Source organism: Ensifer sp. Root423, from assembly GCF_001426275.1.
GTDB lineage: Bacteria > Pseudomonadota > Alphaproteobacteria > Rhizobiales > Rhizobiaceae > Ensifer > Ensifer adhaerens.
In genome coordinates this window covers 375,907-400,679 of sequence record NZ_LMEG01000001.1, presented here as the reverse complement: position 1 = coordinate 400,679, position 24,773 = coordinate 375,907, and the positions used below count along the sequence as shown (strand labels likewise).

23 protein-coding genes and 2 pseudogenes are annotated in these 24,773 nt (G+C 62.9%); 7 read left to right on the top strand and 18 right to left on the bottom strand.

The features are described from left to right. Positions 1-47 precede the first annotated feature (47 nt). Positions 48-1,487 (bottom strand): DUF1254 domain-containing protein, encoded by a 1,440-nt coding sequence (locus tag ASD01_RS02000; protein ID WP_034793156.1) that lies wholly within the window; start codon positions 1,485-1,487, stop codon positions 48-50. Positions 1,488-1,814: 327 nt separating this feature from the next. Between ASD01_RS02000 and ASD01_RS01995 the strand changes: the two genes are divergently transcribed. Beyond that, the gene (locus tag ASD01_RS01995) at positions 1,815-3,752 is read left to right on the top strand and encodes an elongation factor G (RefSeq protein ID WP_034793153.1); all 1,938 of its coding nucleotides are present in this window, start codon (positions 1,815-1,817) and stop codon (positions 3,750-3,752) included. A 106-nt stretch (positions 3,753-3,858) separates the two neighbouring features. Here ASD01_RS01995 and ASD01_RS01990 read toward each other — a convergent pair whose 3' ends face one another. The 9 genes from ASD01_RS01990 to napE all read right to left on the bottom strand — a co-directional run bounded on the left by ASD01_RS01990 (position 3,859) and on the right by napE (position 11,328). Further along, entirely contained in the window at positions 3,859-4,707 is an 849-nt protein-coding gene (locus tag ASD01_RS01990) for a hypothetical protein (protein ID WP_034793150.1), read from the bottom strand. A gap of 234 nt (positions 4,708-4,941) precedes the next feature. Beyond that, the gene (locus ASD01_RS01985) at positions 4,942-5,541 is read right to left on the bottom strand and encodes a hypothetical protein (protein WP_034793147.1); all 600 of its coding nucleotides are present in this window, start codon (positions 5,539-5,541) and stop codon (positions 4,942-4,944) included. Between the two features lie 159 nt (positions 5,542-5,700). Then, on the bottom strand, positions 5,701-6,123 hold the full coding sequence (locus tag ASD01_RS01980; RefSeq protein WP_034793144.1) for a YciI family protein: 423 nt from the start codon (positions 6,121-6,123) through the stop codon (positions 5,701-5,703). A gap of 522 nt (positions 6,124-6,645) precedes the next feature. Next, positions 6,646-7,344, bottom strand: a complete 699-nt coding sequence (locus ASD01_RS01975; RefSeq protein ID WP_034793141.1) for a NapC/NirT family cytochrome c — start codon at positions 7,342-7,344, stop codon at positions 6,646-6,648. A gap of 4 nt (positions 7,345-7,348) precedes the next feature. Then, positions 7,349-7,804, bottom strand: coding sequence for a nitrate reductase cytochrome c-type subunit (locus tag ASD01_RS01970; protein ID WP_089043553.1), 456 nt, complete (start codon positions 7,802-7,804; stop codon positions 7,349-7,351). Positions 7,805-7,848: 44 nt separating this feature from the next. Beyond that, positions 7,849-10,356, bottom strand: coding sequence for a periplasmic nitrate reductase subunit alpha (gene napA, locus ASD01_RS01965; protein ID WP_034793137.1), 2,508 nt, complete (start codon positions 10,354-10,356; stop codon positions 7,849-7,851). Then, entirely contained in the window at positions 10,353-10,637 is a 285-nt protein-coding gene (locus tag ASD01_RS01960) for a chaperone NapD (RefSeq protein WP_034793133.1), read from the bottom strand. The genes napA and ASD01_RS01960 overlap by 4 nt, the downstream gene beginning before the upstream one ends. Continuing rightward, the gene (gene napF, locus ASD01_RS01955) at positions 10,630-11,130 is read right to left on the bottom strand and encodes a ferredoxin-type protein NapF (protein ID WP_034793131.1); all 501 of its coding nucleotides are present in this window, start codon (positions 11,128-11,130) and stop codon (positions 10,630-10,632) included. Before napF ends, ASD01_RS01960 begins: the two co-directional genes overlap by 8 nt. Positions 11,131-11,139: 9 nt before the next feature. Then, the gene (napE, locus tag ASD01_RS01950) at positions 11,140-11,328 is read right to left on the bottom strand and encodes a periplasmic nitrate reductase, NapE protein (protein ID WP_034793129.1); all 189 of its coding nucleotides are present in this window, start codon (positions 11,326-11,328) and stop codon (positions 11,140-11,142) included. 389 nt (positions 11,329-11,717) lie between these two features. On the opposite strand from napE, the gene ASD01_RS01945 reads away from it, so the two are divergent. Both ASD01_RS01945 and ASD01_RS01940 read left to right on the top strand, forming a co-directional pair. Next, entirely contained in the window at positions 11,718-12,092 is a 375-nt protein-coding gene (locus tag ASD01_RS01945; protein ID WP_034793127.1) for a DUF4180 domain-containing protein, read from the top strand. Between the two features lie 50 nt (positions 12,093-12,142). Further along, positions 12,143-12,724, top strand: a complete 582-nt coding sequence (locus tag ASD01_RS01940) for a GNAT family N-acetyltransferase (protein WP_051659266.1) — start codon at positions 12,143-12,145, stop codon at positions 12,722-12,724. 39 nt (positions 12,725-12,763) lie between these two features. Here ASD01_RS01940 and ASD01_RS01935 read toward each other — a convergent pair whose 3' ends face one another. Continuing rightward, positions 12,764-14,209, bottom strand: coding sequence for an MFS transporter (locus ASD01_RS01935; protein WP_060643533.1), 1,446 nt, complete (start codon positions 14,207-14,209; stop codon positions 12,764-12,766). Positions 14,210-14,494: 285 nt separating this feature from the next. On the opposite strand from ASD01_RS01935, the gene ASD01_RS01930 reads away from it, so the two are divergent. After that, a complete protein-coding gene (locus tag ASD01_RS01930) occupies positions 14,495-15,385 on the top strand; it encodes a LysR family transcriptional regulator (protein ID WP_060643564.1) in 891 nt (296 codons plus the stop codon). Between the two features lie 156 nt (positions 15,386-15,541). Further along, positions 15,542-15,910, top strand: a complete 369-nt coding sequence (locus ASD01_RS01925; protein ID WP_034793121.1) for a VOC family protein — start codon at positions 15,542-15,544, stop codon at positions 15,908-15,910. A 121-nt stretch (positions 15,911-16,031) separates the two neighbouring features. Here ASD01_RS01925 and ASD01_RS01920 read toward each other — a convergent pair whose 3' ends face one another. The 5 genes and pseudogenes from ASD01_RS01920 to ASD01_RS01905 form a co-directional block, all read right to left on the bottom strand. Further along, positions 16,032-16,280 (bottom strand): hypothetical protein, encoded by a 249-nt coding sequence (locus ASD01_RS01920; RefSeq protein ID WP_034793118.1) that lies wholly within the window; start codon positions 16,278-16,280, stop codon positions 16,032-16,034. A gap of 61 nt (positions 16,281-16,341) precedes the next feature. After that, positions 16,342-16,548: a hypothetical protein gene (locus tag ASD01_RS37495; RefSeq protein WP_034793116.1), complete on the bottom strand. Its 207-nt coding sequence runs from the start codon at positions 16,546-16,548 to the stop codon at positions 16,342-16,344. Next, positions 16,509-16,667 (bottom strand): annotated as a pseudogene (locus tag ASD01_RS37490) (arsenical-resistance protein); the annotation flags it as partial. The gene ASD01_RS37495 and the pseudogene ASD01_RS37490, both read right to left, overlap by 40 nt. A gap of 37 nt (positions 16,668-16,704) precedes the next feature. Continuing rightward, positions 16,705-19,011, bottom strand: coding sequence for a rhodanese-like domain-containing protein (locus tag ASD01_RS01910; protein WP_034793113.1), 2,307 nt, complete (start codon positions 19,009-19,011; stop codon positions 16,705-16,707). A 124-nt stretch (positions 19,012-19,135) separates the two neighbouring features. Next, positions 19,136-20,871: pseudogene (locus tag ASD01_RS01905) on the bottom strand (adenylate/guanylate cyclase domain-containing protein). A 246-nt stretch (positions 20,872-21,117) separates the two neighbouring features. Between ASD01_RS01905 and ASD01_RS01900 the strand changes: the two are divergent. Together ASD01_RS01900 and ASD01_RS01895 are read left to right on the top strand one after the other, a co-directional pair. Beyond that, positions 21,118-22,041 (top strand): bifunctional helix-turn-helix transcriptional regulator/GNAT family N-acetyltransferase, encoded by a 924-nt coding sequence (locus ASD01_RS01900; RefSeq protein ID WP_034793110.1) that lies wholly within the window; start codon positions 21,118-21,120, stop codon positions 22,039-22,041. Positions 22,042-22,289: 248 nt separating this feature from the next. Continuing rightward, entirely contained in the window at positions 22,290-22,646 is a 357-nt protein-coding gene (locus tag ASD01_RS01895; RefSeq protein ID WP_034793109.1) for a response regulator, read from the top strand. Positions 22,647-22,765: 119 nt separating this feature from the next. Here the strand turns inward: ASD01_RS01895 and ASD01_RS01890 are convergent, their stop codons facing one another. Both ASD01_RS01890 and ASD01_RS01880 read right to left on the bottom strand, forming a co-directional pair. Next, a complete protein-coding gene (locus ASD01_RS01890; RefSeq protein WP_034793105.1) occupies positions 22,766-23,374 on the bottom strand; it encodes a histidine phosphatase family protein in 609 nt (202 codons plus the stop codon). Positions 23,375-24,026: 652 nt separating this feature from the next. After that, positions 24,027-24,722, bottom strand: a complete 696-nt coding sequence (locus ASD01_RS01880) for an SOS response-associated peptidase (RefSeq protein WP_034793099.1) — start codon at positions 24,720-24,722, stop codon at positions 24,027-24,029. Positions 24,723-24,773: the final 51 nt, after the last annotated feature.

The following is a 24,773-nucleotide window of genomic DNA, read 5'->3' as shown; positions in this document are numbered from 1 at the left end:
CACGCCCTGCGCCTTCACGCGAAGACGCAGGGACTCTTTCGCCTCTGTCATCCCGCCTTCTTCACTGGCGGGATGAGCCACGACCCGTCGAGAATGGAAGGCGGGCTGTCGTCGGGCCAATAGAGCCGCATCATCAGGATGAACTTGCCCTTCGGCGCCGGCAACCAGTTGTTTTCCTTGTCCTTGCCGGGTGATTCATTCTGGATGTAGATCTCCGTCGAACCGTCGGCATTGGCCTTGGGGCTGACGCGCGTGCTGATCGAATAGCGGTTGAGCGGATTGTCGACGAAGAAATAGTTCTCGTCGTACATGGTGATCGACCAGAAGCCGCGCACCGGCGGCAATTGCCCCTTGGGGAAGGTGACGACGTATTTGTTGGAGCCGTGATAGGCGCGGGAAACCAGGCCGTCCCTGGACTTCAGCGACGTCGGATAGATCGCATCCTGCGGACGATTGGCGCCAAGCCCGATCGCCGTGATCAGCGCCCGCTGCAGATAGTTGGTGCCGTAGATGCCGGTCTTGGTGGTGAAGCCCCAGCCGTTGACGTTCTGGATGTCACCATCGCTGAACTTGAAGTGCAGCATGATGCGATGGAACGCCATGATGGGGATGCGCGAGACGAAGGCGGCATCGAGCTTGCTCTTGTCGAAGTCCTGGCCCGGCACGATGCCGATTTCGGCAAATTTGGCGATCGCCTCGCCATCCGCTGCCGTCGGCGGATTGGTCTTCATCAACTCGCAAAGAAGCGTGAAATATTCGACCGCATCCATGCGATTGACCTGCTCGCGCACCGCCGTCTTCATGTCGATCGACGGATCGACCTTGCCGACCGGCGGCGTCCAGTCCTTGCCATAGGCGCTGAGCGGACAAAGCTTGCACTCGTCCTGAAGTGCATGCACCGCCGCATAGTCCTCCGGCGTGCCATCACAATAGATGCGCCCGAGGATCCAGACGATGCCGGTTGAGGATTTGTATTCGGTCACGCCGTCGGGAAGGCTTCCCTGCCAGCCCGGCCCGGTAATGGCATAGGCCTGCGCCCCGCCGCCGGTCGTGCGCTTGCCCGGCACCTGAAACACCGTCGTCCAGCCGTCGAGCATCGGAAACAGGAAGAAGCGATCCTTCATGTCGGGGATCGACAGCACCCACGGCTCCTTGCCCACATCGACGAAGGCTGTCGTGTACAGCGTATCGGCATTCGGCGCGGTGACATCCTTGAAGGATGCGTTCGGATATTCACGCAGCTTGATGACGTGGCCCATCGGCCCCTTGCTGCCTTCGGGCTTGGCCACATTGGTCACCACCCGGCGGGTCATTTCCGTCGTCACCAGTGGGTAGCCGTAGATATAGGCTTCCACCGCCAGCCAGAAATCATCAGCAGCCTCGACCGGATCGAAAAGCGGCGATTCCAGCGCGTTCGCAGGTAAGAACGATGCTGATGCAAGCAGGCCGGCGCCGCCCAAAGCGACGGCGCGACGGGTCATGTCCATGTTTGCCTCCCCCTTTTTCTTTGGTGGGAGGAAGTTAGCATATACTAATAAGCACGACCAGACATTGTGTTCGGCCTGTCCTCGCGTAACCGCCTGAAGGGAGCATCGCCATTTTTCGATGGCCCCGGCCACACCAGCAAATCTGCAACACCGCGTCGGAGTTGTCAGGCGGCGCTTGACGCCCTTCCTGTGGCGTCCTTAGATTTCACGAGCACCCTCGCCTGCCGTGGGTTGCGCGATCCGCAAGAAGCTCAAGTCTGGAGGCCCCGATGCGCCGAGTCACTTCTCAAGAAACCCAGATCCGAATTTTTGAGAAGCTGATGGGATATGCGCACATTGAATCTGGGCATCCTCGCCCACGTGGATGCAGGCAAGACTAGCCTTACGGAAAGACTCCTTTTTGACACCGGCGCGATCGACAGGCTCGGCAGCGTCGATAGCGGCAATACCCAGACCGACAGCCTTGAACTCGAACGGCAGCGTGGCATCACCATTGCCGCCTCCGTCGTGTCGTTCAGGCTTGGCGATCTGGTCGTAAACCTCATCGACACCCCCGGGCATCCGGACTTCATCGCCGAGGTCGAGCGCGTGCTGCAATCGCTCGATGCCGCCGTCGTGGTCGTCTCGGCGGTGGAAGGCGTGCAGGCGCAGACCCGCGTGCTGGTGCGCGCCTTGCGCCGCCTCGGCGTCCCCTTCCTGTTCTTCGTCAACAAGATCGATCGCCTGGGGGCGCGTCCCGCCGAAGTGGTCGAAGAGATCGCCAGCCAACTCTCGGTCCGCCCCGTCATCATGTCGGCGGCGGTCGAGGCCGGCAGCCGACACGCGAGAGCCGAGCCGAACGACTTTGCGCAGGAACCGCATTTTTCGGCACTTTCGGAGGCGCTTGCCGCCAATGATGAAGCCTTGCTCGACGATTATGTGCTGGCACCGGAGCGTCTGACTGTCGAGCGGCTGCGGAAGGCCTTGGCGACGCAGCTTGCCGAAGGCCTTCTGCACCCGGTCTATTGCGGCATCGCCATGACCGGCGTCGGCGTGCCGGGCCTGATCACCGCGATCGAGACGCTGTTGCCGGCGAAGGCGCCCGCCCCGGATGCACCGGTCGAAGGCCGGATCTTCAAGATCGAGCGCGGCTGGGGCGGTGAAAAACTCGCCTTTCTCAACCTGACGTCCGGCACCGTCGCCATGCGCGACTATCTCGTCCTTCCCGGCGGCGCGGCGAAGGTGACCAGCATCCAGCTCTTCGACCAGGGCCGGCTGGAAAAGGTGGACCAGGTGACAGCCGGCCGCATCGCCAAGGTGGGCGGGCTTGCCCATGCCCGCATCGGTGATTGGATCGGCGTCGGCGGAAAGCGTGCCGGAGCGTTTCACTTCGCCCCGCCGACGCTCGAAACCCTCGTGCGGCCGAGGCGCCCTTCGGACAACACGGCGCTGTGGCTTGCCCTTCAGCAACTGGCCGAACAGGACCCGTTCATCAACCTGCGCACCAGCGACGATGCCAGCGAGATGTTCGTTTCGCTCTATGGCGAGGTGCAGAAGGAGGTGATCGAGGCCACCCTGTCGGCCGATTTCGGGCTGGAGGCGCATTTCGAGCAAAGCACGGTCATCTGCGTCGAACGGCCCCTTGGCACCGGAACCGGCATCGAGATCCTCTTCCGCGAGCCGAACCCCTTCCTTGCGACCGTCGGCCTCAGGATCGAACCGCGGCCGGCGGCAGCGGGCAACAGTTTTGCCTTGGAAGTGGATGTCGGCCAGATGCCTGCGAGCTTTTACCGGGCGGTCGAAGAGGCCGTTGCCGAAACGCTGAAGGCCGGGCTCTTCGGCTGGCAGGTGATCGATTGCCACGTCGCCATGACAGCGGCGCGCCAGACCTCGCCGGCCAGCACCGCCGTCGATTTTCGCCGGCTGACGCCGCTGGTGCTCGCCGAGGCGTTGTCTTCGGCCGGAACGGTCGTCTGCGAGCCGATCGACAGCTTCCGCCTTGAAGCGCCCGCGTCCGTCCTGACGGCCATTCACACGCTGCTCGCCAAGTCAGGCGCGTCGACGACGGATTCGATCATCGAAGGCGGCGTCGCCCGGCTTGCCGGAACGATCGCATCGGCCAACGTCCAGGGCGTCCAGCGGCAGTTGCCGGGGCTCACCAGCGGCGCGGGCGTGCTCGAAAACAGCTTCGATCACTACGCGCCGATCGCAGGCACGCAGCCTTCCCGGCCCCGGTTGGGCGCGAACCCGTTCGATCGGGCCAATTATCTCCGGAGCCTGCGATAACATAAGAACACCGCGCGCCTCTTCAGACGCGCGGTGCCACCATGCTCTTGCTTGATGATTGTACCTGGCTGGCAGCGGCGCAAAATGCTGCCGCCTGCCAAGCCGATCAGAACGCCAGGCGATTGCTGGACCAGACCGGGCCGAGGCGCTCTTCTTCCTTGAGCGTCGTCGAACCGTAGGAGAAGCGCAGGCCACCGAAGAGGGTGCTGGTGTCGCCGGAAACCGAAGCGCTCAGCCCTGAAAGCTCTTCGTTGGTGTATTTGTAGCCGGCAAAGAGCGTGACGGGGAAAGCGTCCAGCCGGTAGTTGGCCGTCAGCTTGACGCTGCGCAGGTCGTAATCCAGGTCGTTTTCGCTCATGCGATGCAGCGAGCCGTCGACGTCGAAGCGCAGGTTGTCGGTCGCGTAGATGCGCGCGCCTAGCGAGCCCATGTAATGATCGGCATCGATGTCGTCGAAGTCTTCCACACTCGCCTGGCCGTAGCCGATCGCGCCATGCAGCGTCCAGGTATCAAGGAAGTAGGCCGCTTCGACGCCACCCATGTAATCGTTGAGGTCGAGGCCGATGCCCGGGTCGAGGCGTGCGCCTTGCACGAAGACGCCTGCCGCAAAGAGATCATTGCGGTAGTAGCCGTGCAGCGCGCCGTCATAGCTGTTCGTGTCGATATCCTCAAAGGAGGCGCGCGTGTAGCCGAGATCGACCTGCAGGTTGAAGCCGGCGCCGGCGTCGAAGTTCACCGCACCGCGCAGGTCCCATGCATCCGCATCGATATCGCCGGGCGAGTCCACGGCCGCGCCGTAGGACGTCTCGACGTAGCCGACGATGCCGCCCGACGCCTGCTCCACCGGCACCTCATAGGCGTCCTGCGGCCCCACCAACGGACCATCGATATCGGCAGCCGCCGCGATCGAAACACTTGAAAGAAGAAAAATGACGAAACTGCTCGTCCTGACCATGGCCCCACTCCGGTTCAAACCCCGGAAATAAGGTAAACGAACACGGTTAATACAATCTCTACGAGAAATATTTAACGCGATCGACGTATGCGAATAGCCGGTGATCGCCATATTACTGTGCATAATCGGCGCGATTGCAGATACAGCCGCACGCTTCCCTCTCTCAGAGCGGGAAAGAGAAGTATGAGAGGCTTAACCAGTCCTCCAATGGCGAGCGTCAAAGAGAGCGGTCGCTTATCGGGTAGCTTGGCAAGACACAACAAAGACCCCATAATTTTGCTCTACAGCGGTCGCTGCCACATCACAGTTTCGGCCTTCGCCAGTTACAATAGTGGCACTACCATGCGCACCCGGCGTCACCTGAAAGGTCTTATCACGATATCCAACGGTCGCTTTTAGCTCGTCGCCCGATCCCGATATCATGTCCAGTGTGAGGTGCAGGTCAGTTCCCGCAAACAAGTGGCTTCCGCCCTGCGATATCCTCACCACTTGGGGCGAACGGTTATTCTCTTCAATGATGCGATTAACGTTGTCGAGCTCGGATTGAAGGCGGGCGATAGTGTCGTTCGCCTCCGCGAATTTTTTATCCGCTATCGCTAGCGCGGCCTTCGAAGCGGCGTTGGCTTTATCCGCTGCGGTAGTTGCATCCGCCACATTCTTGCGTGCGGTTTCAAGCCGCTTTTCGACTTCCTCAAGTTTCGTTGCAGGAACCGTCTTCCCAGTAACTAGCTCAATAAGCGGCAGCGCGGCATTTCCGGCGAAAAACCCACCCACCGCCGCGATGATCGCCAGGATAATCTGTAAGCTCTTCGTCGAATTGTTTTCAGTCGTCATTGCGGAACCCTACGTAGCAAATATTGACGAGACTCACTTCATAACCCGCCATTCTTGCTAAATCGTAAGTCTTCACAATCCTTTAGCATCTACGGAAGCAACCTAGGGCGGAGTCCTACTCCCGCCCTAGCGCCACAAGGTAATTGGTGCCGTTTGCCCTCACCCCTTGGCGATCTTCTCGCGCAGGCGCTCGTCCTGGGCGGCGATCTCCGGCGTCACCAAGTCGCCGAAATCTTCCATCTCGAAGACCGGGCGGATTTCGATTTCGCTCGGGCCCGGCATCGGGTTCGGGCAGCGCTTCACCCAGGCGATTGCCTCGGCCATGTCCTTGACGGTCCAGATCCAGAAGCCGGCGACCAGTTCCTTGGTCTCGGCAAAGGGGCCATCGATGACCATGCGGTCGGCGCCGTCGAAGGCGACGCGGGCGCCACGCGACGAGGGATGCAGCCCCTCGCCCGCCTGCATGATGCCGGCATTGACCAGTTCCTCGTTGTACTTGCCCATGGCTTCCAGCAGCTCGGTCGAGGGCATGTTGCCCGCTTCGCTGTCCTTGGTCGCCTTTACAAAAACCACTACGCGCATTGTCCATTCTCCTCTGTCACGCCAGTCCCGGTCCTCGTGACCTCTGGGGGTGCCGGCGTGGTGAAACCCAAATAGTGAGAGCAAGCTGCGGGCGAAAGACCCGCGCGGATTTTTTTCCTATCCCGCTCCGGTGGAGGAAGCCAGATTGCCTCCCTGCCTAAATGACGAACGGGAAATGGCGGCGCCGACAGCGGTGTCGAATTTTTTCCGAAAAAAGATTGGCGCGGGGAAATGAAGCGAGAAAAGCGCTGTTCGACAAGACCATCGCCGCAGATCCGAATGTGCGCCGTTGGCTCAAGAACCCCCAAGCCACTCCCCTCATCTGGCGGCTTGGCACGAGGCCGGCCCCCACCCACCCTCATCTCTGTGCTCGTCACAGGAATCCAGCAGCCGTGCGTCGGCACGGCGGGAAGTATGGTCCAGGAATGAAGGACGCACTGCCCAAGAACCGTAAAAAAGAGGGCCACACCGCACCGGCATGGCCCTGGAGAATTCAATGCGGCTCAGGCGGGCCGGCGCGTCTTACTGCGCCTGCATATGCAGATCCGCCATCGCCTGCCTCAGATCGTCGATCGGCGTCTGATTGGCCATCTTCTTGCCCTCCAGTTCCGGCGGCATCTTCCAGCCTGGATCGATGCCTTCCATGTTGGGCAGCTCGTGGGCGATGCCCTTATGGCAATCGATGCAGGTGGCCTTGCCCGAGAGCAGATAGCGGGTGTGGATCTCGGCCGCCCGCTGCGTCTGCTTCTGCAGGTCCATGGCGACGGAGGAATGGCAGTTGCGGCATTCAAGGCTGTCATTGGCCTTCATGCGCGCCCATTCGTGCTGCGCCAGTTCCAGCCGCTTCTCGAGGAATTTCGGCCTGGTATTGATCGTGCCGAAGATCTTGCCCCAGACTTCCTTCGAAGCCTGCATCTTGCGGGCGATCTTGTCGGTCCATTCATGCGGCACGTGGCAGTCCGGGCAACTGGCGCGCACGCCCGAGCGGTTGGAGAAGTGAATGGTGCGCGTCAGCTCCTGATAGACGTTGTCGTGCATCTCATGGCACGAGGTGCAGAACTTTTCGGTGTTGGTGAGTTCCAGCGCCGTGTTGAATGCACCCCAGAACATGACGCCGCCGATGAAGCCGCCGAGCGTGAGGAAGCCAAGGCCGAGCGTGCCGGCCGGCGTCTTCATGATGCCCCAGGCCCAAAGGATGATTTTCCTGATCCATGCGATCATGTCGTCACTCGCTTCCGGCCGGCTTGAAGCCCAGTTCGCTCATGTCCTTGAAATTGCTCGGCACCAGCGGGCTGGTATCGGCCTGCGGCACGTGGCAGGCGGTGCAGAAGTAACGCCGGGGCGAAACGTCGGCGATCATCTGCCCATCGCGCGTCATGTAGTGGGTGACGCTGATCATCGGCGCACCCGAATCCTGCGTGAACTCGCGCTTGTGACAGGACAGGCATCGGTTGGCATTGACCGAAAGCTCATAGCCCTCGATCGAATGCGGAATGACCGGAGGCTGGTCGGGATAGGCGCGCATCTTGCGCTTGTCATCGACCACCCATTTCGGCAGCGGTGCCGCCGCTTCCGTCGCCATCTGCGGCGTCGGCCCTTCGAGCTGCGGCACCAGTTTTTCCGCCACTTGGGCGACGGCCGCCGTCGTGACGAACATCAGAAGGCCAGCCGCAAGGGCCATCCATGCGGGCCGTTTGGCAACGGCCCGAACCAGCCGTGACCACCCTAGAGGGTGACGGGAAGAATCTTGACCGCGCATTTTTTGAAATCCGTCTGTTTGGAGATGGGATCGGTAGCGTCGAGCGTAACCTTGTTGATCAGCTGGCTGGCGTCGAACCAGGGAACGAAGACGACGCCGGGCGGCATGCGGTTGCGGCCGCGGATGTCGACGCGCGAGCGGATCTCGCCGCGGCGCGAGACGATGCGCACTTCCATGCCCTGGTTGATGCCGCGCTTGCGGGCATCCTCCGCGTTCATGAAGACGCGCGCGCCCGGAAACGCCTTGTAGAGTTCCGGCACCCGCATGGTCATCGAGCCCGAGTGCCAGTGTTCCAGCACGCGGCCGGTCACCAGCCAGGTATCGTATTCGTCGTCGGGGGATTCGGCCGGCGGCTCGTAGGGCACCGCAAGGATGATCGCCTTGCCGTCCTTGTTGCCATAGAACTTCACGCCCTCGCCCGGCTTCACATAGGGGTCGAAGCCCTCGCGGTAGCGCCAGCGCGTCTCCTGGCCGTTGACCACAGGCCAGCGCAGCCCGCGCACCTCGTGATAGGTGTCGTAGGGCGCCAGATCATGACCATGGCCGCGTCCGAAAATGGCATATTCCTCGAACAGCCCCTTCTGGATGTAGAAGCCGAAATCCTTGGCTTCGTTGTTGTCGTATTCGGCACTGACATCGGTCAGCGGGAAACGATCGACTTCGCCGTTCTTGAACAGAACCTCGAACAGCGTCTTGCCGCGATATTCGGGGCTGGCGTCGAGGATCTCCTTCGGCCACACCTCGTCGGTGGTGAAGCGCTTGGAAAACTCCACCATCTGCCAGAGGTCCGAGCGCGCTTCGCCGCCCGCTTGCACCAGCTGGTGCCAGACATGGGTGCGCCGCTCGGCATTGCCGTAGGCCCCTTCCTTCTCCACCCACATGGCGGCGGGCAGGATCAGGTCGGCGCTCATCGCCGTGATCGTCGGATAGGCATCGGAAACGACGATGAAATTGTCCGGGTTGCGATAGCCCTGCCAGGTCTCGTTGGCGGTGTTCGGCCCCGCCTGGACGTTGTTGTTGACCTGCACCCAGTAGAAATTGAGCTTGCCGTCCTTCAGCATCCGGTCCTGCTGCACGGCGTGGTAGCCGGGCTTTTCCGGAATGATACCGTGCGGAATGCGCCAGATTTCTTCGGCGTGCTTGCGGTGCTCGGGATTGGTCACCACCATGTCGGCAGGCAGGCGATGGGCGAAGGTGCCGACCTCGCGCGCCGTGCCGCAGGCAGACGGCTGCCCGGTCAGCGAGAACGGGCTGTTGCCGGGCTCGGAGATCTTTCCGGTCAGAAGATGCAGATTGTAGACCATCTGGTTGGCCCACACACCGCGCACATGCTGGTTGAAGCCCATGGTCCAGAGCGACATGACCTTGCGGCTCGGGTCGGCATAAAGCTCGGCCAGCTGCTCCAGGAACTCCGGATCGACGCCGGTCATCTCGGCGGTCTTCTTCAGCGTATATTCGGAAACGAACTCCTTGAACGCCTCGAAATCCATCGGCTCGGTCTTGCCGGGGTCCTTGGAGTTGGCGGCATTCACCTCGACCGGGTTGTCGGGCCGGAGACCATAGCCAATGTCGGTGACCCCGCGAGCAAACTTCGTGTGCTTGTTGACGAAGTCCTCGTTGACCTTGCCGGTCGTGATGATGTGGTTGGCGATGTAGTTGAGGATGACGAGGTCGGTGCCTGGCTTGAAGACGATCGGGATATCGGCCAGGTCCATGCTGCGATGGGTGAAGGTCGAAAGCACCGCGACGCGCACATGCGGCTGGCCGAGACGCCGGTCGGCGACACGGGTCCAGAGGATCGGGTGCATCTCCGCCATGTTCGAGCCCCAGAGCACGAAGGCATCGGCGTTCTCGAAGTCGTCGTAGCAGCCCATCGGCTCGTCCATGCCGAAGGTGCGCATGAAGGCGACGGCGGCGGACGCCATGCAGTGGCGGGCATTGGGATCGAGATTGTTGGAGCGGAAACCCGCCCGCATCAGTTTGGTCGCCGCATAACCCTCGAAGATCGTCCATTGACCGGAGCCGAACATGCCGACGGCCGTCGGGCCTTTCTCCTTCAGCACCTTCTTTGCCTGCTCGGCCATGACGTTGAAGGCTTCGTCCCAGCTGACGGGCTCGAACTCGCCGTCCTTGGCGTAAGTGCCGCCGCGCTTCCTCAAGAGCGGCGTCGTCAGGCGGTCGTTGCCGTACATGATCTTGGAAAGGAAATAGCCCTTGATGCAGTTGAGACCGCGGTTGACCTCGGCCTGCATGTCGCCGTGGGTGGCGACAACCTGGCCTTCCTTCACGCCCACCATCACGCCGCAGCCCGTGCCGCAGAAGCGACACGGCGCCTTGGACCACTTGATTTCCAGCGCGTTGACGCCGCCCGGCACCGGCTGTGCGGCGGCAGGCAGCGCAATGCCGGCCGTGGCGGCGGCGATGCCGGCCGCATGGGCCTTCAGAATGTCACGCCGCGTCAGTTCTCCGCTCATGGCTCCTGCCCTTCCTCTTCCATTTCCACATGCTCGAAAACCATGTTGGCCGAGATCACCCCGTCGAGCAGCGAGATCTGAGTCAGCCGTTCGCCGAGCGCGCCCGTGCTTCTGCCTTCGATGACGACGACGATCTTGCCGCCGCCATGGCCATGGATTTCGACGTTTTCCATTCCCGCGAGCGTCGCCAGGATCGCTTCGGTGCTCTGTGGCATCGTGGCGACCACGGCGCTCGAAATGTGATAGGGCGTACCCGCCTTTGCCGCTGCGGCCTCAGACATGCGCCACCTCCACTTCCAATGCCTTCACTGCAATCGCACTCACCGGGCAGCCACTGAGGCAGGCGCCGCAGCCGGTGCATCGGTCTTCGTTGATCTCAGGCAGAAACGGCCCGCCGATACGCGGGCGAAAACGGATCGCCTGCTCCGGACAGCTTTCGCCGCAGGACTGGCAGGCAATGTAACGGCGCGCGAGACAGGTATCGGTGACCGCGGCGACATGCGGGAAACGGCGCACGGCCTTCTCGGTGAATACCGGCTCGGGACAGGCTTCCTCGCAGGCACCACAGAAGGTGCATTCGCCGCCCGAAAAGTCGACGAAGGGAAGACCGTCAGAAAGACGGATTATGGCGGTGGGACATCGCTCCGCACAGGCGCCGCAACCGGTGCAGGCGGCAAGGCTGAGTTCCGAAACGCCCGGCGGGCGGATGCGGACGGGCTTTGCGGCAGCGCGGCCGGTAAAAAACTCACGGCGTGAGAGAGGTTCGACCTTCATGGCTCGACCTCAATGCCCGGGCGGGCCCGGCGGGCCAAAGATGATCTGCAGCATCCAGACGAGGAAACCATAGCCGCCGACAATGCCGACGGCGACGATCGGCCAGATGCCGAAGGCGAGCACGAAGAAGGTAATCAGCTCCGCGCGTCGCGAGCGCGGCGGCTTTTCGATCGGCTGTGCCTGAACGACTTCCGGCATTCCTGCGTCCCCCAACACAATCCAAGGTAAGATGCGCCACCGGAAATAAAAATCAATCCCGTGACCGGCCGATGACAGCTTTTCACCGTGCCTCAGAGTAAATGCCGAACAGAAGGGGTCATTGATCTGTGTCAAATTGACAGAAAACTGGCACCGGAATTCCCGAGAAATTCTCACGCGTCGTTCCGGCATAACTTGCGGACGCCAATCAGTTTTTGCGAATATCGATATATTTCTAGAAATACATCGCCTCATGCCCGCTCGGCCGAACCGACCGGACATGCGGATACGGGACCAATCCTGCCGGCGGCGAGCGCAACCTGCCCCGACGGCAGAACCCGAGGCAACAGCCCTTGCAACCCTGGGCTTTGCAGCCTACTTCTTGGCGCATGACACAGCTGATCGAAATCGGAACCGCGCGCGTGCTGCAATGCGCTGTCGATGGCCCTCTGCTTGCGGCACCGGGCGACGCCAATGATTTTCTCGGCGACGGCTGGGCGCATGAGGCCGACTTGCTGGCAGTCCCGGTCGAACGGCTGGGTCCCCATTTCCTCGATCTTTCGACCCGCGTCGCCGGCGAGGTGTTCCAGAAATTCGTCAACTACCGCATGCGGCTCGCCATCGTCGGCGATATCAGCACCAGGCTCGAAGCCAGCAAGGCGCTGACCGATTTCGTGCGCGAAACGAACAAGGGTGATTCGATCTGGTTCGTGCCGGATTTCGAAACGCTTCGCGCCCGGCTCGAGCGTTTGCCGACCGCCTGAACGCGGTAGTGTCTGACGATCAGTGCGGATCGATGGGGAAACCTCTGACAATGCGCCCATCCGCAGCGAACACTGGAAATCGCCCCGCGGTCACGCTGACGACCGATCGACTCGCGCTGCGCCCGACAACGCCCGCCGATGCGCAGCGCGCCTTTGAGATCCAGTCGGATTGGGACGTCACGCGCATGCTACGCATGGCGCAGTTTCCACCCGATCCCGACGACATGACCGGCTGGTTCGGTGTGCACCGGCAGGAATGGATCGCCGGCACGGCCTTTCGATTTGCCATCGAGCGCAAAGGCCACATGATCGGCCTGGTCGATCTCGACGAGATCGACGGCGAAGAAGGCGAACTCGGCTACTGGCTGGAGAAGCCAAGCTGGGGCCAGGGCTATGCCTTCGAGGCAGCGCAGGCAGTGGTGTCCTTCGCCTTCGAGCAGCTCGGGCTCGCGAGGCTGAAATCAGGCCACGCGGCCGACAATCCGGCCTCCGGCAAGGTCCTGCTCAAGCTCGGCTTTCGCCCTGAGAAAACCATGCGGAAGGCCTCCCGCTCGAGGGGCGAAGAGATCCTCCACCAGAGCTACAGCCTCGCGTCAGAGGCGTGGCGCAATCGGTCGGGTGCCGATCGCTGAGCGGCGGCGTGTCGGTGCGGTCCGTCTCTTGCGGGATCATCACTCTCCCGCTGGCTCCGCGGCGACGGCCCGTTGTGCGCGCCTGAACGCCCTGCCCGCAACGGCAATCGCCAGCGCGGTCACGGTCAACAGCCCAGCCACAGCAAAGGTCACCTGCATGCCCCTGGCGACCAAGGCTGGCGCCGCCCCGGCCATGTCGCTTGCCACCACGGCTGAGGCAAAGACCGCGCCCATGACCGATGCGCCGGTGACGAGGCCGAGATTGCGCGAAAGGTAGAGCAGGCCGGAAACGACGCCGCGCCGGTCCGCGCTCACATCCGCCATGACCGCCGTGTTGTTGGCCGCCTGGAACAGCTGGTAGCCGGGCGTCAAAAGCGCGATCGCCGCGACATAACCGGCAACGCCAAAAAGCCCCGGCAGCAGCACAAGCGCCGCGCAGCCCGCAACCATCGCGGCAAGACCGATCGTGACTACGAAGCCCGCGCCCAGGCGATCGACGATACGGCCGGCGACCACGCCACCAAAGGCCGAGATGACGGGACCGACCGACAGGACGAGCCCGACCATCGCCGCATCCAGCCCCAGCCCGCGCGACAGATAAAACGGCCCGACCACCAGCGTCGCCATCATCACGGTCGAGACCAGCGCATTGGTCGAAAGCCCGCGGCTGAAAACCGGATCACGCAACATCGCCGGCCGGATCAGCGGCGAGGCTACCTTGGTCTCGACCCGCAGGAACAGTGCAGAACCCACAACGGCGGCCGAAAGCAGCGCGACATTGAGCGCGCCGAAACTGCCGCGGCCCACCGTCATCGCCAATGCATAGGCGCCCAGCGAAAGCGCAAGCAGCAAGGTGCCGGCGACGTCGAAGCGTGGGCGTTCCCTGCCCTCATACCCCTTGTCCGCCGGCAGATACCGATGGGCGAGCACGAGCGCCAGAAGCCCCAACGGCACGTTGACGAGAAAGATCGCCCGCCAACCGGGCCCGGCAATCAGCGCGCCGCCGAGCGACGGCCCGAGCGCTGTGCCGATGGCCGACATGGTGCCGAGCAAGCCCATGGCGCTGCCGGTCTTCTCCTTCGCCACCGTCTCGCCGACAAACGCCATGGTCAGCGCAATCATGATCGCAGCCCCGATGCCCTGCATCGCTCGCGCCGCGACGAGCAGCGGGAAAGCGGGCGTCAGGCCGCAAAGCACCGAGGCTGCGATAAAGAGCGCGATGCCGGCAAGCAGAAGCCGCCGCCGGCCGACGATATCGCCAAGCCGCCCGACGCTGACGATCAGCGTGGTGATGGCAAGCAGATAGGCAAGCACCACCCATTGCACCGCCTGGAACGAGACACCAAAAGCGTCCGCCAGCGCCGGAAGCGCCACATTGGCGCTGCTGGTGCCAAGCGAGGAGAGCAGCATCGACAGCGACAGGCTGGTGAGCACGCAGCGAACCGAGGCGGTGGCGGGAGCGTTTGCAGTCTTCGTCGCGCTCATCGACCACCTCCCGCGCGCGAGGTTTCGCGCCGATCTTTTGCAGCACGGGAAATCGCGGGAAAACAAGGCGATAGCGCGCTTTCATGATTCAAAATATGCGGCAACGACTTCCGATCAGACAGGGAAATCGGGGCGGGCATCAGTGGGCATGGGATCATCGGAAAACCCTCCAAGGTCGGTTCTCCGAAAAATTAGACCTCGGCTTCATATGGCGGAAGGCGCAGCATTTGCACTTCATTCGTGCGTTTGACGCCACATCATGAGCCAACTGTGTTATGGATGGGCATGACCAGACCGGATCTCAACCTCCTCGTGACCCTCGACGTGCTGCTTGCGGAAGGCAGCGTCGCCCGCGCCGCCAGGCGCCTGCGGCTCAGCCCCTCGGCCATGAGCCGGGCGCTGGCAAGGCTGCGCGAGGCGACCGGCGATCCGCTGCTGGTGCGCGCCGGCCGCGGCCTCGTTCCAACGCCGAGGGCGTTGGAACTGCGCGATCGCATCGGCCCCATCGTCGAAGCGGCCGAAGCCTGCCTTCGCCCGGCCGAGAGCCTGGACCTGAAGACGCTTTCCCGCACCTTCACGCTCAGGAACCGCGAGGGTTTCGTCGAAAACTTCGGCGCTGCACTGATTGCCCGTGTCGAGCGAGAGGCGCCCGGCGTACGCCTGCGCTTCGTGCAGAAGCTCGACCGGGAAAGCAGCCCGCTTCGCGAAGGAACCGTCGATCTCGAAACTGCCGTTGTCGGCGACATGACGGGCCCGGAGCTTCGCGCCCAGGCCCTCTTCCACGACCGTTTCGTCGCCGTGGTCCGCCCGGGCCATCCGCTGACATCAGGCGAAGTGACGCCCACCCGCTACGCCGAAGGCCACCACATCCATGTCTCGCGCCGCGGCAACGACGTCGGCCCGATCGACACTACCCTCCAGGTCCTCGGCCTTAGCCGCAAGATCACCGCTTCCGTCGGCAGCTTCTCCGAGGCCCTGGCGCTTGTCCGCGCCACCGACCTCGTCGCCAGCGTGCCCGAGCGCTACACCGGAAGCTTGCGCGAAAACCTCGTCACCTTCCCTTTGCCCGTCGCCCTGCCCGAAATCACCATCTCGTTGCTCTGGCACCCCCGCCTCGACGCCGACCCGGCGCACCGCTGGTTGCGGGCCTGCGTGCGGGAGGTCTGCACCGTGTGACGCGCCGCGCGGCAAGAGGCTAGGCCCCGAGCGCATACCGATGCGCCCCCAAGGACCTACGGTTGCCTGCAACAGGCCATCGGGGTATCAGCCCAATCCCGGCCGCAAATGCGCCGCCTCGCCAGCGCACGTCAAACCCGCACACAGGAGAACGCGATGTTCGACCACGTCAAATTCGGTGTCCGCGACTATGCGGCAAGCCTCGACTTCTACCTGAAGGCGCTCGAACCGCTCGGCGTTTCGGTGGTCGATCACGGCGCGCATGGCGTGGAGATGAGCACGGACGGCAAGTCGTCGCTGTGCCTCTACCAAACCGAGGAAACGCCGGCGCATCTTCACCTCGCCTTCATGGCCACGACCCGTGAGCAGGTCGACGCCTTCTACAGCGCAGCCCTTGCGGCCGGCGGCAGGGACAACGGCGCGCCGGGCCTGCGCCCACGCTACCACGCCAACTACTACGCCGCCTTCGTTTTCGATCCGGATGGCCACAACATCGAGGCTGTCTGCCACGAGCTTGAGGCCTGATCCGACCAAGATCGCAGCAAGGAGCCGTCATCTATGCCCGGCAAGCGAGCTGGGCCTTGATGGCGACAGGCTGAAGTCTACGTGGCGTTGCGCCCCCGCTTCAGGGCGGACGGCGCGACGCTCAAAACCAATAGCGTCTCATCCGCGCCAGGAATTCGACCGTCGTCACGGGAAAGCCTGAGCCACTGCCGATGACGGAATCGATGCCGCAACGGGGACAGATCGCCGTTGTGTCATCGTCGATCCATTCGTTTATCTCGGCCGCCGGAAAGATCTCGCAACAATAGAAGCATCCGCAGGACGGGCTCGCTTCGATTTCGGCTCGATGGTTGGCGCAATGCTTGTGCGCCTGGATGACGATTTCGTCCATCCGTCATCATTGGCGCATGTATCAAGGGTTGTCCAGCGAGCGCGACACGCGCCTCCATCGCTCATGCGCCTTTCGAGACGGAATTCCGGGCCACCGCCGGCGCTACCTCGTACCAGTCCCTGGACCTGTTCACGATCCAGACGACCGACAGCATCACCGGCACCTCGATGAGCACCCCGACGACGGTCGCGAGCGCGGCGCCCGACTGGATGCCGAACAGGCTGATGGCGGCGGCAACGGGCGGAAGAGCCAGCCGATGAACAACCATGCCAGCAGGGCCATAGAGAATGGCTTGATCGCCCAGTTGATGAAGAGCGTCACGCCGATGCCGCGCCAGTGGCGCCCCAGCTCGGACAGCGACCGGAAGTCGATCTTCATCAGCATCGGGCCACGGTAGCAATGGATCGGGACATCCCAGCCCGAACTACTTGCCGACCTCGATCACGAGCGGGTAGCCCTCGTCATCCCACTCCAGAAATCCGCCGGCGAAATAGTAGACGCGGGTGTAGCCCCAGGCGATCGCCTTGGCCGACGCATAGGCGGCATGGGTGCAGTTTCTGCCCTGACAATAGAAGGCGACCTCGTCTGCCTTTCCCACCACCTTGGCGAGGCTTTCCTTCGATAGCGCGGTCAGCAGCGACAGATTGACGGCCTTGGGGAGATGGCCAATGTCATAGGTGAGCGGCGCCCGCACATCGATGAAGGTGACGCCGCGCGCAAGCAGCGCTTTCACTTCCGCAACGTCGACCTTTATCGTTCGCTCGACGCTGAGCTCGCCCTTCAGCGTCATGAACTTGGCATAGTCGTCGAAGGCAAGGTCCGTGCCGGCCCCTTCCGGCAATCCGGCCTTGCGAAGTCCCTCCTGCAACCGCGCGATATAGGGCCGGTGGTAGCTGAAGGCGCTGCCATACCAGTCATAGGCGCTTTCCTGGACGGTGAGCGGATCTCCCAGCGAGGACGTCGCCAGTTTGTTGTACTGGTCGACCAGCCTCTGAATGTCGCCCGTGCGGCCGAGATGTCCGTAGCTCGAAGTCAGCGTGGCGTAATCCCCCAAGAGTTCGGAGCTTTTCTCGAGCACCCGCTCGTAGGTGGCGGCGGCCTCGTCGTATTTGCCTTGAGAAAACAGCGAGACGGCGAGCATGCGCAGCGTTGCCCGCGTCGGGTGAGGATCGAACCGCATCGCCAGGCGCGCCTCCTGTTCCGCCTCGGTCGCGCGTCCTGTCGCGTTGAGGATCCGCGCCATGCCGACATGGTTGTCGGGATCGTTGGGCGCAAGCGTCATCGCTCGGTCGATGGCGGCGAAGGCTTCGTCGTAACGCCCCTGCTGCGCAAGCACCTGCGCCGAGACGGCATAGGCAAGCGGCGTCGGCCTCTCCATGGCCTTTGCGAGATTTCTGGCGAGGTTCCTGGACGCGGCCTCCCTGCGGGAATAATCCCAGGAGAGGATGCTCGCCCGCCAGTTTGCTGCCGCCAGCGACGCGTAGGCGCGGCTATAGTGCGGGTCGAGCACGATCGCCTTCTGGAAAAATGCGGAAGCTGCGACCGTTTCCGCTTCGCTGTCGCGGCGAAGATGCTCCCAGCCGCGCAACAGGGTATCGTAGGCCTTCGGGTTCGTCGTTTCCGGCACCGCCGCCACGTTCTTTTCGGCACTCGTCAGCTTCACGGAGAGCGTCGAGACGATCTGTCCGATCACCTTGTCCTGCAGCCCGAACACGCCGCTCATTTCCCCATCATAGCGCTCGGCCCACAGGTGGTGCCCGTCGATCGCGTCGATCAATTGGGCATTGACCCGAACCTGGTTTCCCTCCCGACGGACGCTCCCTTCGAGGATATAGTGGACGCCCAGTTCCGCCCCCACCTGCTGCGCCTTGGTGGGCTTGCCCTTGTAGGCAAAGGTCGAGTTGCGCGCGATGACGAAGATGCCCGACAGTTTCGACAGTTCGGTGATCAGGTCGTCGGTCATGCCGTCGGCGAAGTAGCTTTGCGCTGAATCGGAGCTGAGATTTTCGAAAGGCAGCACCGCGATCGAGGGCGTCTGCGGCAGCGGCAAGGCGCTCCGCGCAACGGACGCGGGCTCGACGCTCTCGCGCCTCTGCACCAGCCACGTCGCGGCAAGGCCGGTCGCAACGATCACGGCCAGCGCAGCCGCAATGCGCCAGCCGCGAAGGGTCTCGAAGGTGAAGCGCCGACTCTTGAGATCTCCGTCGAACTGCACCCGGTAGACGCGGACGGGCCGCTGGATGTTCTTCACGTGATGCTCGCCAATGAACTCCAGCGGCAGTTCGAACTTGCCCTGCAGGTGGTCGAAGGCGGTGCCGGAGACGAACAGGCCCCCTGGCTCGCACATCTGCTCGAGGCGGGCTGCGACGTTGACGCCGTCGCCGAGCAGATCATCCCCCTCGACGACGACATCGCCGAGGTTGATGCCCATGCGCAGCAGCAGCCGATGCTCGCGCGGGATATCCGCCTGGCGCGCCGCAACCCTGTTTTGCGACGCGACCGCACAGGCGACGGCATCGACGACGGAGCCGAATTCGACGATCGCACCGTCGCCCATCAGTTTGACGATGCGGCCGTGGTAGTCCTGCATGAGGGGATCGAAGATGTCGCAACGCCACGCCTTGATGGCTGCGAGCGTACGGGCCTCGTCGGCCTCCATCAGCCGCGAGTAGCCGACAACGTCGACGGCAAGAATGGCCACCAGCCGCCGTTCTGCGCGAACTGCTTCCATAGCCACCTCTCCCGACGGTGCAGCAGGCTCCGCAATTGCGTTGTCAGGGGCGGAAACGCATCCTCCTCGCCTCCGGATCCGTGCTTGCGTCCACGCGCAGGCCTTGAGCGCGCGGGCCCGCTTTTCACCCCGCCCCCGCCTTCACCAGCCCCTCGCGCAGATGCTGCAGGTCCTCCTCCTGCGCATAGTGCATGGTCGCCAGAAAGGTCTCGATCTCGAAGCTCGGCGCCAGCGCCTTGACCTTGCCGATATGCGCGCCCGCCGCAATCGCATCACCGCGCCAGCCGTGGCAGGCGGCGACGAAGGCGTGCTGGGTCTCGTCCATCGAGGTCAGGTGCATGAAGGCCTCGATCGCCTCGCCATATCGGCGCGCGGCGAAATGCGCCTTGCCGAGGTGGCTCCAGAAGCGTTCCGGGTGGTGCGGGTTGAGGCGCATCGCCTTCAGGATCCATTCCGCTCCCTCCTCCGGCCGGCCGAGCCAGGTCAAGAGTTCGCCCTGCTGCACCACGACGAGGTCGTAATTGGGGTTGAGGAACAGCGCCCGCTCCTGGTGATAGCGCGCCGTCTCAGTTCGTTGGTGTTGACGTTGACGGCGGCAAGGATGCGATGCACGTCGGCGTCGTTGTCGTCGAGCGCAAGCGCCCGTTCGAGCTCGGCATTGACCTCGGCCCAGGTCGCCTCCTTGTCGGCACACCAGCCGTAGACCCAGGATTGCCCGAGGATGCAGGCCCGCCAGGCATGCGCGTGGGCATAGCCGGGATCGAGCGAAACGGCACGGTCGATCAACGCCTGCGCCTGCCTGTTGTCGTCGGCACTGCTGCGGTGATGCAGCACCTTGGCGGCAAGCGCACATTCATAGGCCGCCATGTTGGCCGGCTTGGTGCGCGAAAGCTGGTCGCGCTGGGCGGCCTCCAGCCGACCGGGCACGGTCGCGGCGATCGCCGCCGTCACCTCGTCCTGAATGGCGAAGATGTCGTCGAGCTGCCGGTCGTATTTGTCGGCCCAGATGTGTGCGTCGTTGACCGCGTCGATCAACTGGACGGTGACGCGCACCCGCTCGCCGATCTTGCGCACGCTGCCTTCCACCAGATATTGCGCCCCGAGGCTGGCAGCCACCTCGCGCACGTTGACCGACTGGTTCTTGTAGACGAAGGAGGAGTTGCGCGAGATGACGAAGAGCTCATGCCTTCGCGAAAGCTCGGTAATGATGTCCTCGGTCAGCCCGTCGGCGAAGAACTCCTGGTCGGGATCGCCGCTCATATTGTCGAAGGGCAAGACGACGATCGTCGGTTTGCAGACGCCCTTTTTCGCTTCGCTCCCTCCCGTCGAGGCCGGAAGGTCCAGACCCTCGAGACCGACGCGGTAGAGGCGCACCGGCCGGCTGATGTTCTTCAGCGTCTTCTCTCCGAGATCTTCGATCGGCAATTCCAGCCGGTCAGCCACTTGTGTCGCCACCGCCGCTGTCACGCAGATGCCACCGACCTCGGCCAGCTGCTCGGCGCGCGCGGCAATGTTGACGCCGTCGCCGAAGATGTCGTCGTCCTCGAAGATGATGTCGCCAAGATTGATGCCGATGCGGAATTCGATCCGCCGGTCCTCCGGCACATCGGAGTTCCGCCTCTTCATGCGCTGCTGGATCTCGACCGCGCATTTGACCGCATCGGTCACGCTCTGGAATTCCACCAGCAGCCCGTCGCCGGTGGTCTTGATCAGCCGCCCCTTGTTCTTGGCGATCGCGGGATCGATGAGCTCGATGCGGTGCGTGCGGAGCCGCGCAAGCGTGCCCGCTTCGTCGGCCTCCATCAGCCTGGAGTAGCCGGCCATATCGGCCGCCAGCACTGCGGCTAATCTCTGCTCCATGGGCTTGCCAAACACGTTGAAAAGCGGCCCGTTCCGGACTTCCGGACCTAAGAGATATCCGATCCGATATTATCGCAGCCTGAAACGATCTCCTACCTAAATTAGCAAATGCAAAAACCAAAAGGGGGCGCACATGCGCCGGCGCTCGGCAGCGGGCGGTCCCGCAGGCCTTGGCGCATTCCTGCTTGACAATACTTGCCTTAGGCAACTAATTATCTGATCAAGGCAAACTCATAAAGGCATCCCATGTCTCCGCAGCAAATCGATGACCGCGCCCAGACGGTGCGGCACTTCAACCGCTTTTACACCCGACTGATGGGCCTGCTGCACGAGCATCTGCTCGCCAGCGCCTTCTCGCTGACCGAAGTCCGCATTCTCTATGAGTTGGCGCATCGCTCCGGTCTGACGGCGAGCGACCTCTGCCGCGAACTCGGCCTCGATGCGGGATATCTCAGCCGCGTCATTACCGGCTTCGAGAAGAAGGGGCTGATCGAAAAGACCCGTTCGCCGGCCGACGGCCGGGTCACGCAACTCGAGCTGACGGACGCGGGGCGCGTGATCTTCCAGCCCCTGGAAGATGCATCACAGCGCGAAGTCGTCGCCATGCTGGAGAAGCTTTCGGTGCCGGAACAGAAGCAGCTGGTGGGCGCCATGGGCGAGATCGAAAGCCTGCTTGCCGAGGAGCGTACGCCGGGCTTCATCCTGCGCGATCCGCAGCCGGGCGACATGGGCTGGGTGATCCACCGGCAGGGCGCGCTCTATGCGCAGGAATATGGCTGGACCACCGCGTTCGAAGCGCTGGTCGCCGAGATCGTCGTCAAATACATGCACGACTACGATCCGAAGTCGGATCGATGCTGGATCGCCGAAAAAGACGGCAAGGTCGTCGGCTCGGTATTTCTCGTCCGCCACGATGAAACGACGGCGAAGCTGCGCCTGCTCTATGTCGAGCCCACCGCCCGGGGCCTCGGCATCGGCCGTCGGCTGGTCGAGGAATGCATGCGCCACGCCCGCCTTCTGGGCTACCACCGCATGATCCTGTGGACCAATGCCGGCCTCGACGCCGCCCGCCACATCTACGAGAAGGCCGGCTTCGCGCTGATCGAGGAAGAACAACACCACAGCTTCGGCAAGGATCTCACCGGCCAGATTTTCGCGCGGGACCTGTAGGAACGGCAGGCACGCCATCCGCTTGAAGATCGAGAAGGCCATTAAGAGGCGTCTTCTGCTGGCCTTGCAGGAAAGCGGCGGTCCGTCGGTCACGCCCCCGACGACGGCGGGCTTCGGCACCAGGCTTATCGAATTCTCCGTGAGAAGCGAATTGGGCGCGCGCGTGGAACTGAACTATGCACCAAAGGGTTTGGCAGCAGAGATCGCTACGCCCCTGTCACCGGTCTCCAAAGACAGAGACTGGTTTCATGTCCAAGTCCGTGCTTCTCGTCGAGGATGAGTTCCTGATCGCCATGGACCTTGAGCTGCTGCTGGAAAGGCACGGCTGGCATGTCTTGGGACCCGCCGCGACGGTAAAGCAGGCCCTGCAGCTCTTGCGAAGCGCCGAGCCGGCGGTGGCCATTCTGGACGTTACCCTGAAAGACGGCACCGTGACGCCGGTGGCGGAGGCGCTGCGGGCGCAGAGCGTGCCCTTCGTGCTTGCCAGCGCCTATGAAAAGCCGGAGCAGGTCGGCGGAGAGGTTCTGGCGGGGGTAGTCAATGTCGGCAAGCCGGCGGATACGCGGGCGTTGCTGAGCGCTCTGGAGCAGGTGATGCAAACGTGATGCTTGCGCAGTCCGCGTCTGCCTTTGGCCGATAGCCCTCCAACCGCGAAGAAACGTCGATCCACCGCGGCGGCCACTGGAAAAGCCCGGGAGCCGACCGAGGTGCCGCGCTGGTGCTTTCACTCGGTAGCGGACGCCAGTTGTCGGCCGGTCGATATGCCGGTGACGAGGCTGAACGTCCCTTCGCCGAGACGATAAAATCCATCCTGCGGCACCGGCAGCTCCAGCATTTCCCGCCTGGAGAGGCCGGCATAGACGCCGCGCAGCAACCGGCCGAACAGCCCATGGGAAATCGCGACCGTCGGCCGCCGGATATCCGCAAGCCAGCTTTCCGCCCGCGCACAGGCGGCATCGAAACTCTCCCCATCCGGCGAACGGAAATACCAGTCGAAGACATCGGAACCATCGAGTTTGCCCGGATACTCCATGTCGATCTCGAACTTGGTCATGCCATCCCAGCAGCCGACCGAAACCTCCATCAACCGCGCATCCTCGCGGCTCGCAAGCGGCAGCACCCGCTGCACCCTTTCGGCGGTTTCGCGGGTCCGTCCGAGCGGGCTGACATGCATCTCGAACGACGGCACCTCATCACCAATCTCGGCGCGAAGGAGGTTGGCGACAGCATCTGCCTGCTCGACGCCAAGCCTCGTCAGCGGCGAATCCAGCTGCCCCTGGAACCGACCGAGCGTGTTCCAGACGGTTTCGCCATGGCGGAGAAGATAGAACAAGAGCTGGCCTTTCCATGAGCCTGTGGCTGGCGCAGGCAGCTAGATCAGGTCGCCAAGACAATGTCGAGCACTGAGCTTGCGCTCCCGTCAGGCGATACGACGCTTTTCCAGGCCACCCCTCTCGCACAACACAAAGGATCGTGTTCAGTTTCAGCCGCAATCAAGGAAGGCATCGATGTCACAACGGTACATATGGACGTTAGCTGCTCACATTGGGCGCAAGCTCCAGCGTGCCTCTTCCGGCGTCCGCTGAGCCGGAAATAGCGGCGAACTGTGCGCTTCTCCGCCATGAAGACGTCGCGGGTATCGCTGCTACGGTCTATCGATATGAGCGACAGATCCAAAAGGACTATAATGTCCGTGTCGAAATGTGGATTTCCAAGGAAACCGGGTTGCCGCTAAAATCCCATTTCAGGGCGCTGCCTCTCGATAACATCTCTGAGCGCCGTCTGACCTACACCTACGGCGATGACGTAAAGGCACCGATTTGAGGCGGCAAAGCTGCAGCGGGAGGATCGTGAAGGTTGCCAAAACAATCGTTCACGATATCGCCTTTATCATCATCGCGTACATCGTGTTTCAGGTGGTTATGGCACTTGCGATCGTGCCGTCATTGCTTTGGGCTCAATGGACGAAGTGAAGCGCTTCCCCTTCAATCCACCGGATCCAAGATATCCGGCGTATCGTTCTTCGGCGAGCCGACCTTGCTGCCGATCTTCCACATCGTCATGAGCTCAGGCGGAAACGGCTTCATCAGGTCAGGGGCTTCCGGCTCCGGCGAAAGCCAGCGCTCGTAATCGTCGGGATGCAGGATGACAGGCATGCGGTCGTGGATGTCGGCCATCATCGCGTTGGCGTCGGTGGTGACGATCGCAAAGGTGCGGATATCCTCGTCGGTATCGGGGTTCCGCCAGCTCTCCCAGATGCCGGCAAGGCAGAACGGCTCGCCCGTTTTCATGGCGATTGCATAGGGCTGCTTGTCCTTGCCGGTCCCGTGAATGTCCTTCCATTCGAAGAAACCGTCGATCGGCACCAGGCAGCGCCGGCGCTGGTAGGACGAGCGGAACTTGCTGGCGATCGTGTCGGAACGCACGTTGACGAGCGGCCTGCCCGCCTTCGGATCCTTCGTCCAGCTCGGGATCAAGCCCCAGCGGGCCGAGACGAAGACCGGCCCGAAGAGATCGGGATCGCGGATCACGTCGCGGATGATGATCGGATAGGTGAGCGTCGGCGCTCCGTTATAGCGCGGAAACTGGTTGGCGATCGTCTCGACGCCGCCACGCTCGGCAAAGCCGAAGGCGCGCAGCACCCCCTCCAGATTGGTCTTCAGATAGACGCGTCCGCACATGGTGGCTCCTTCCGCCCGCGGCTGCATGCATAGCTATGGCTCCGCCGGAAT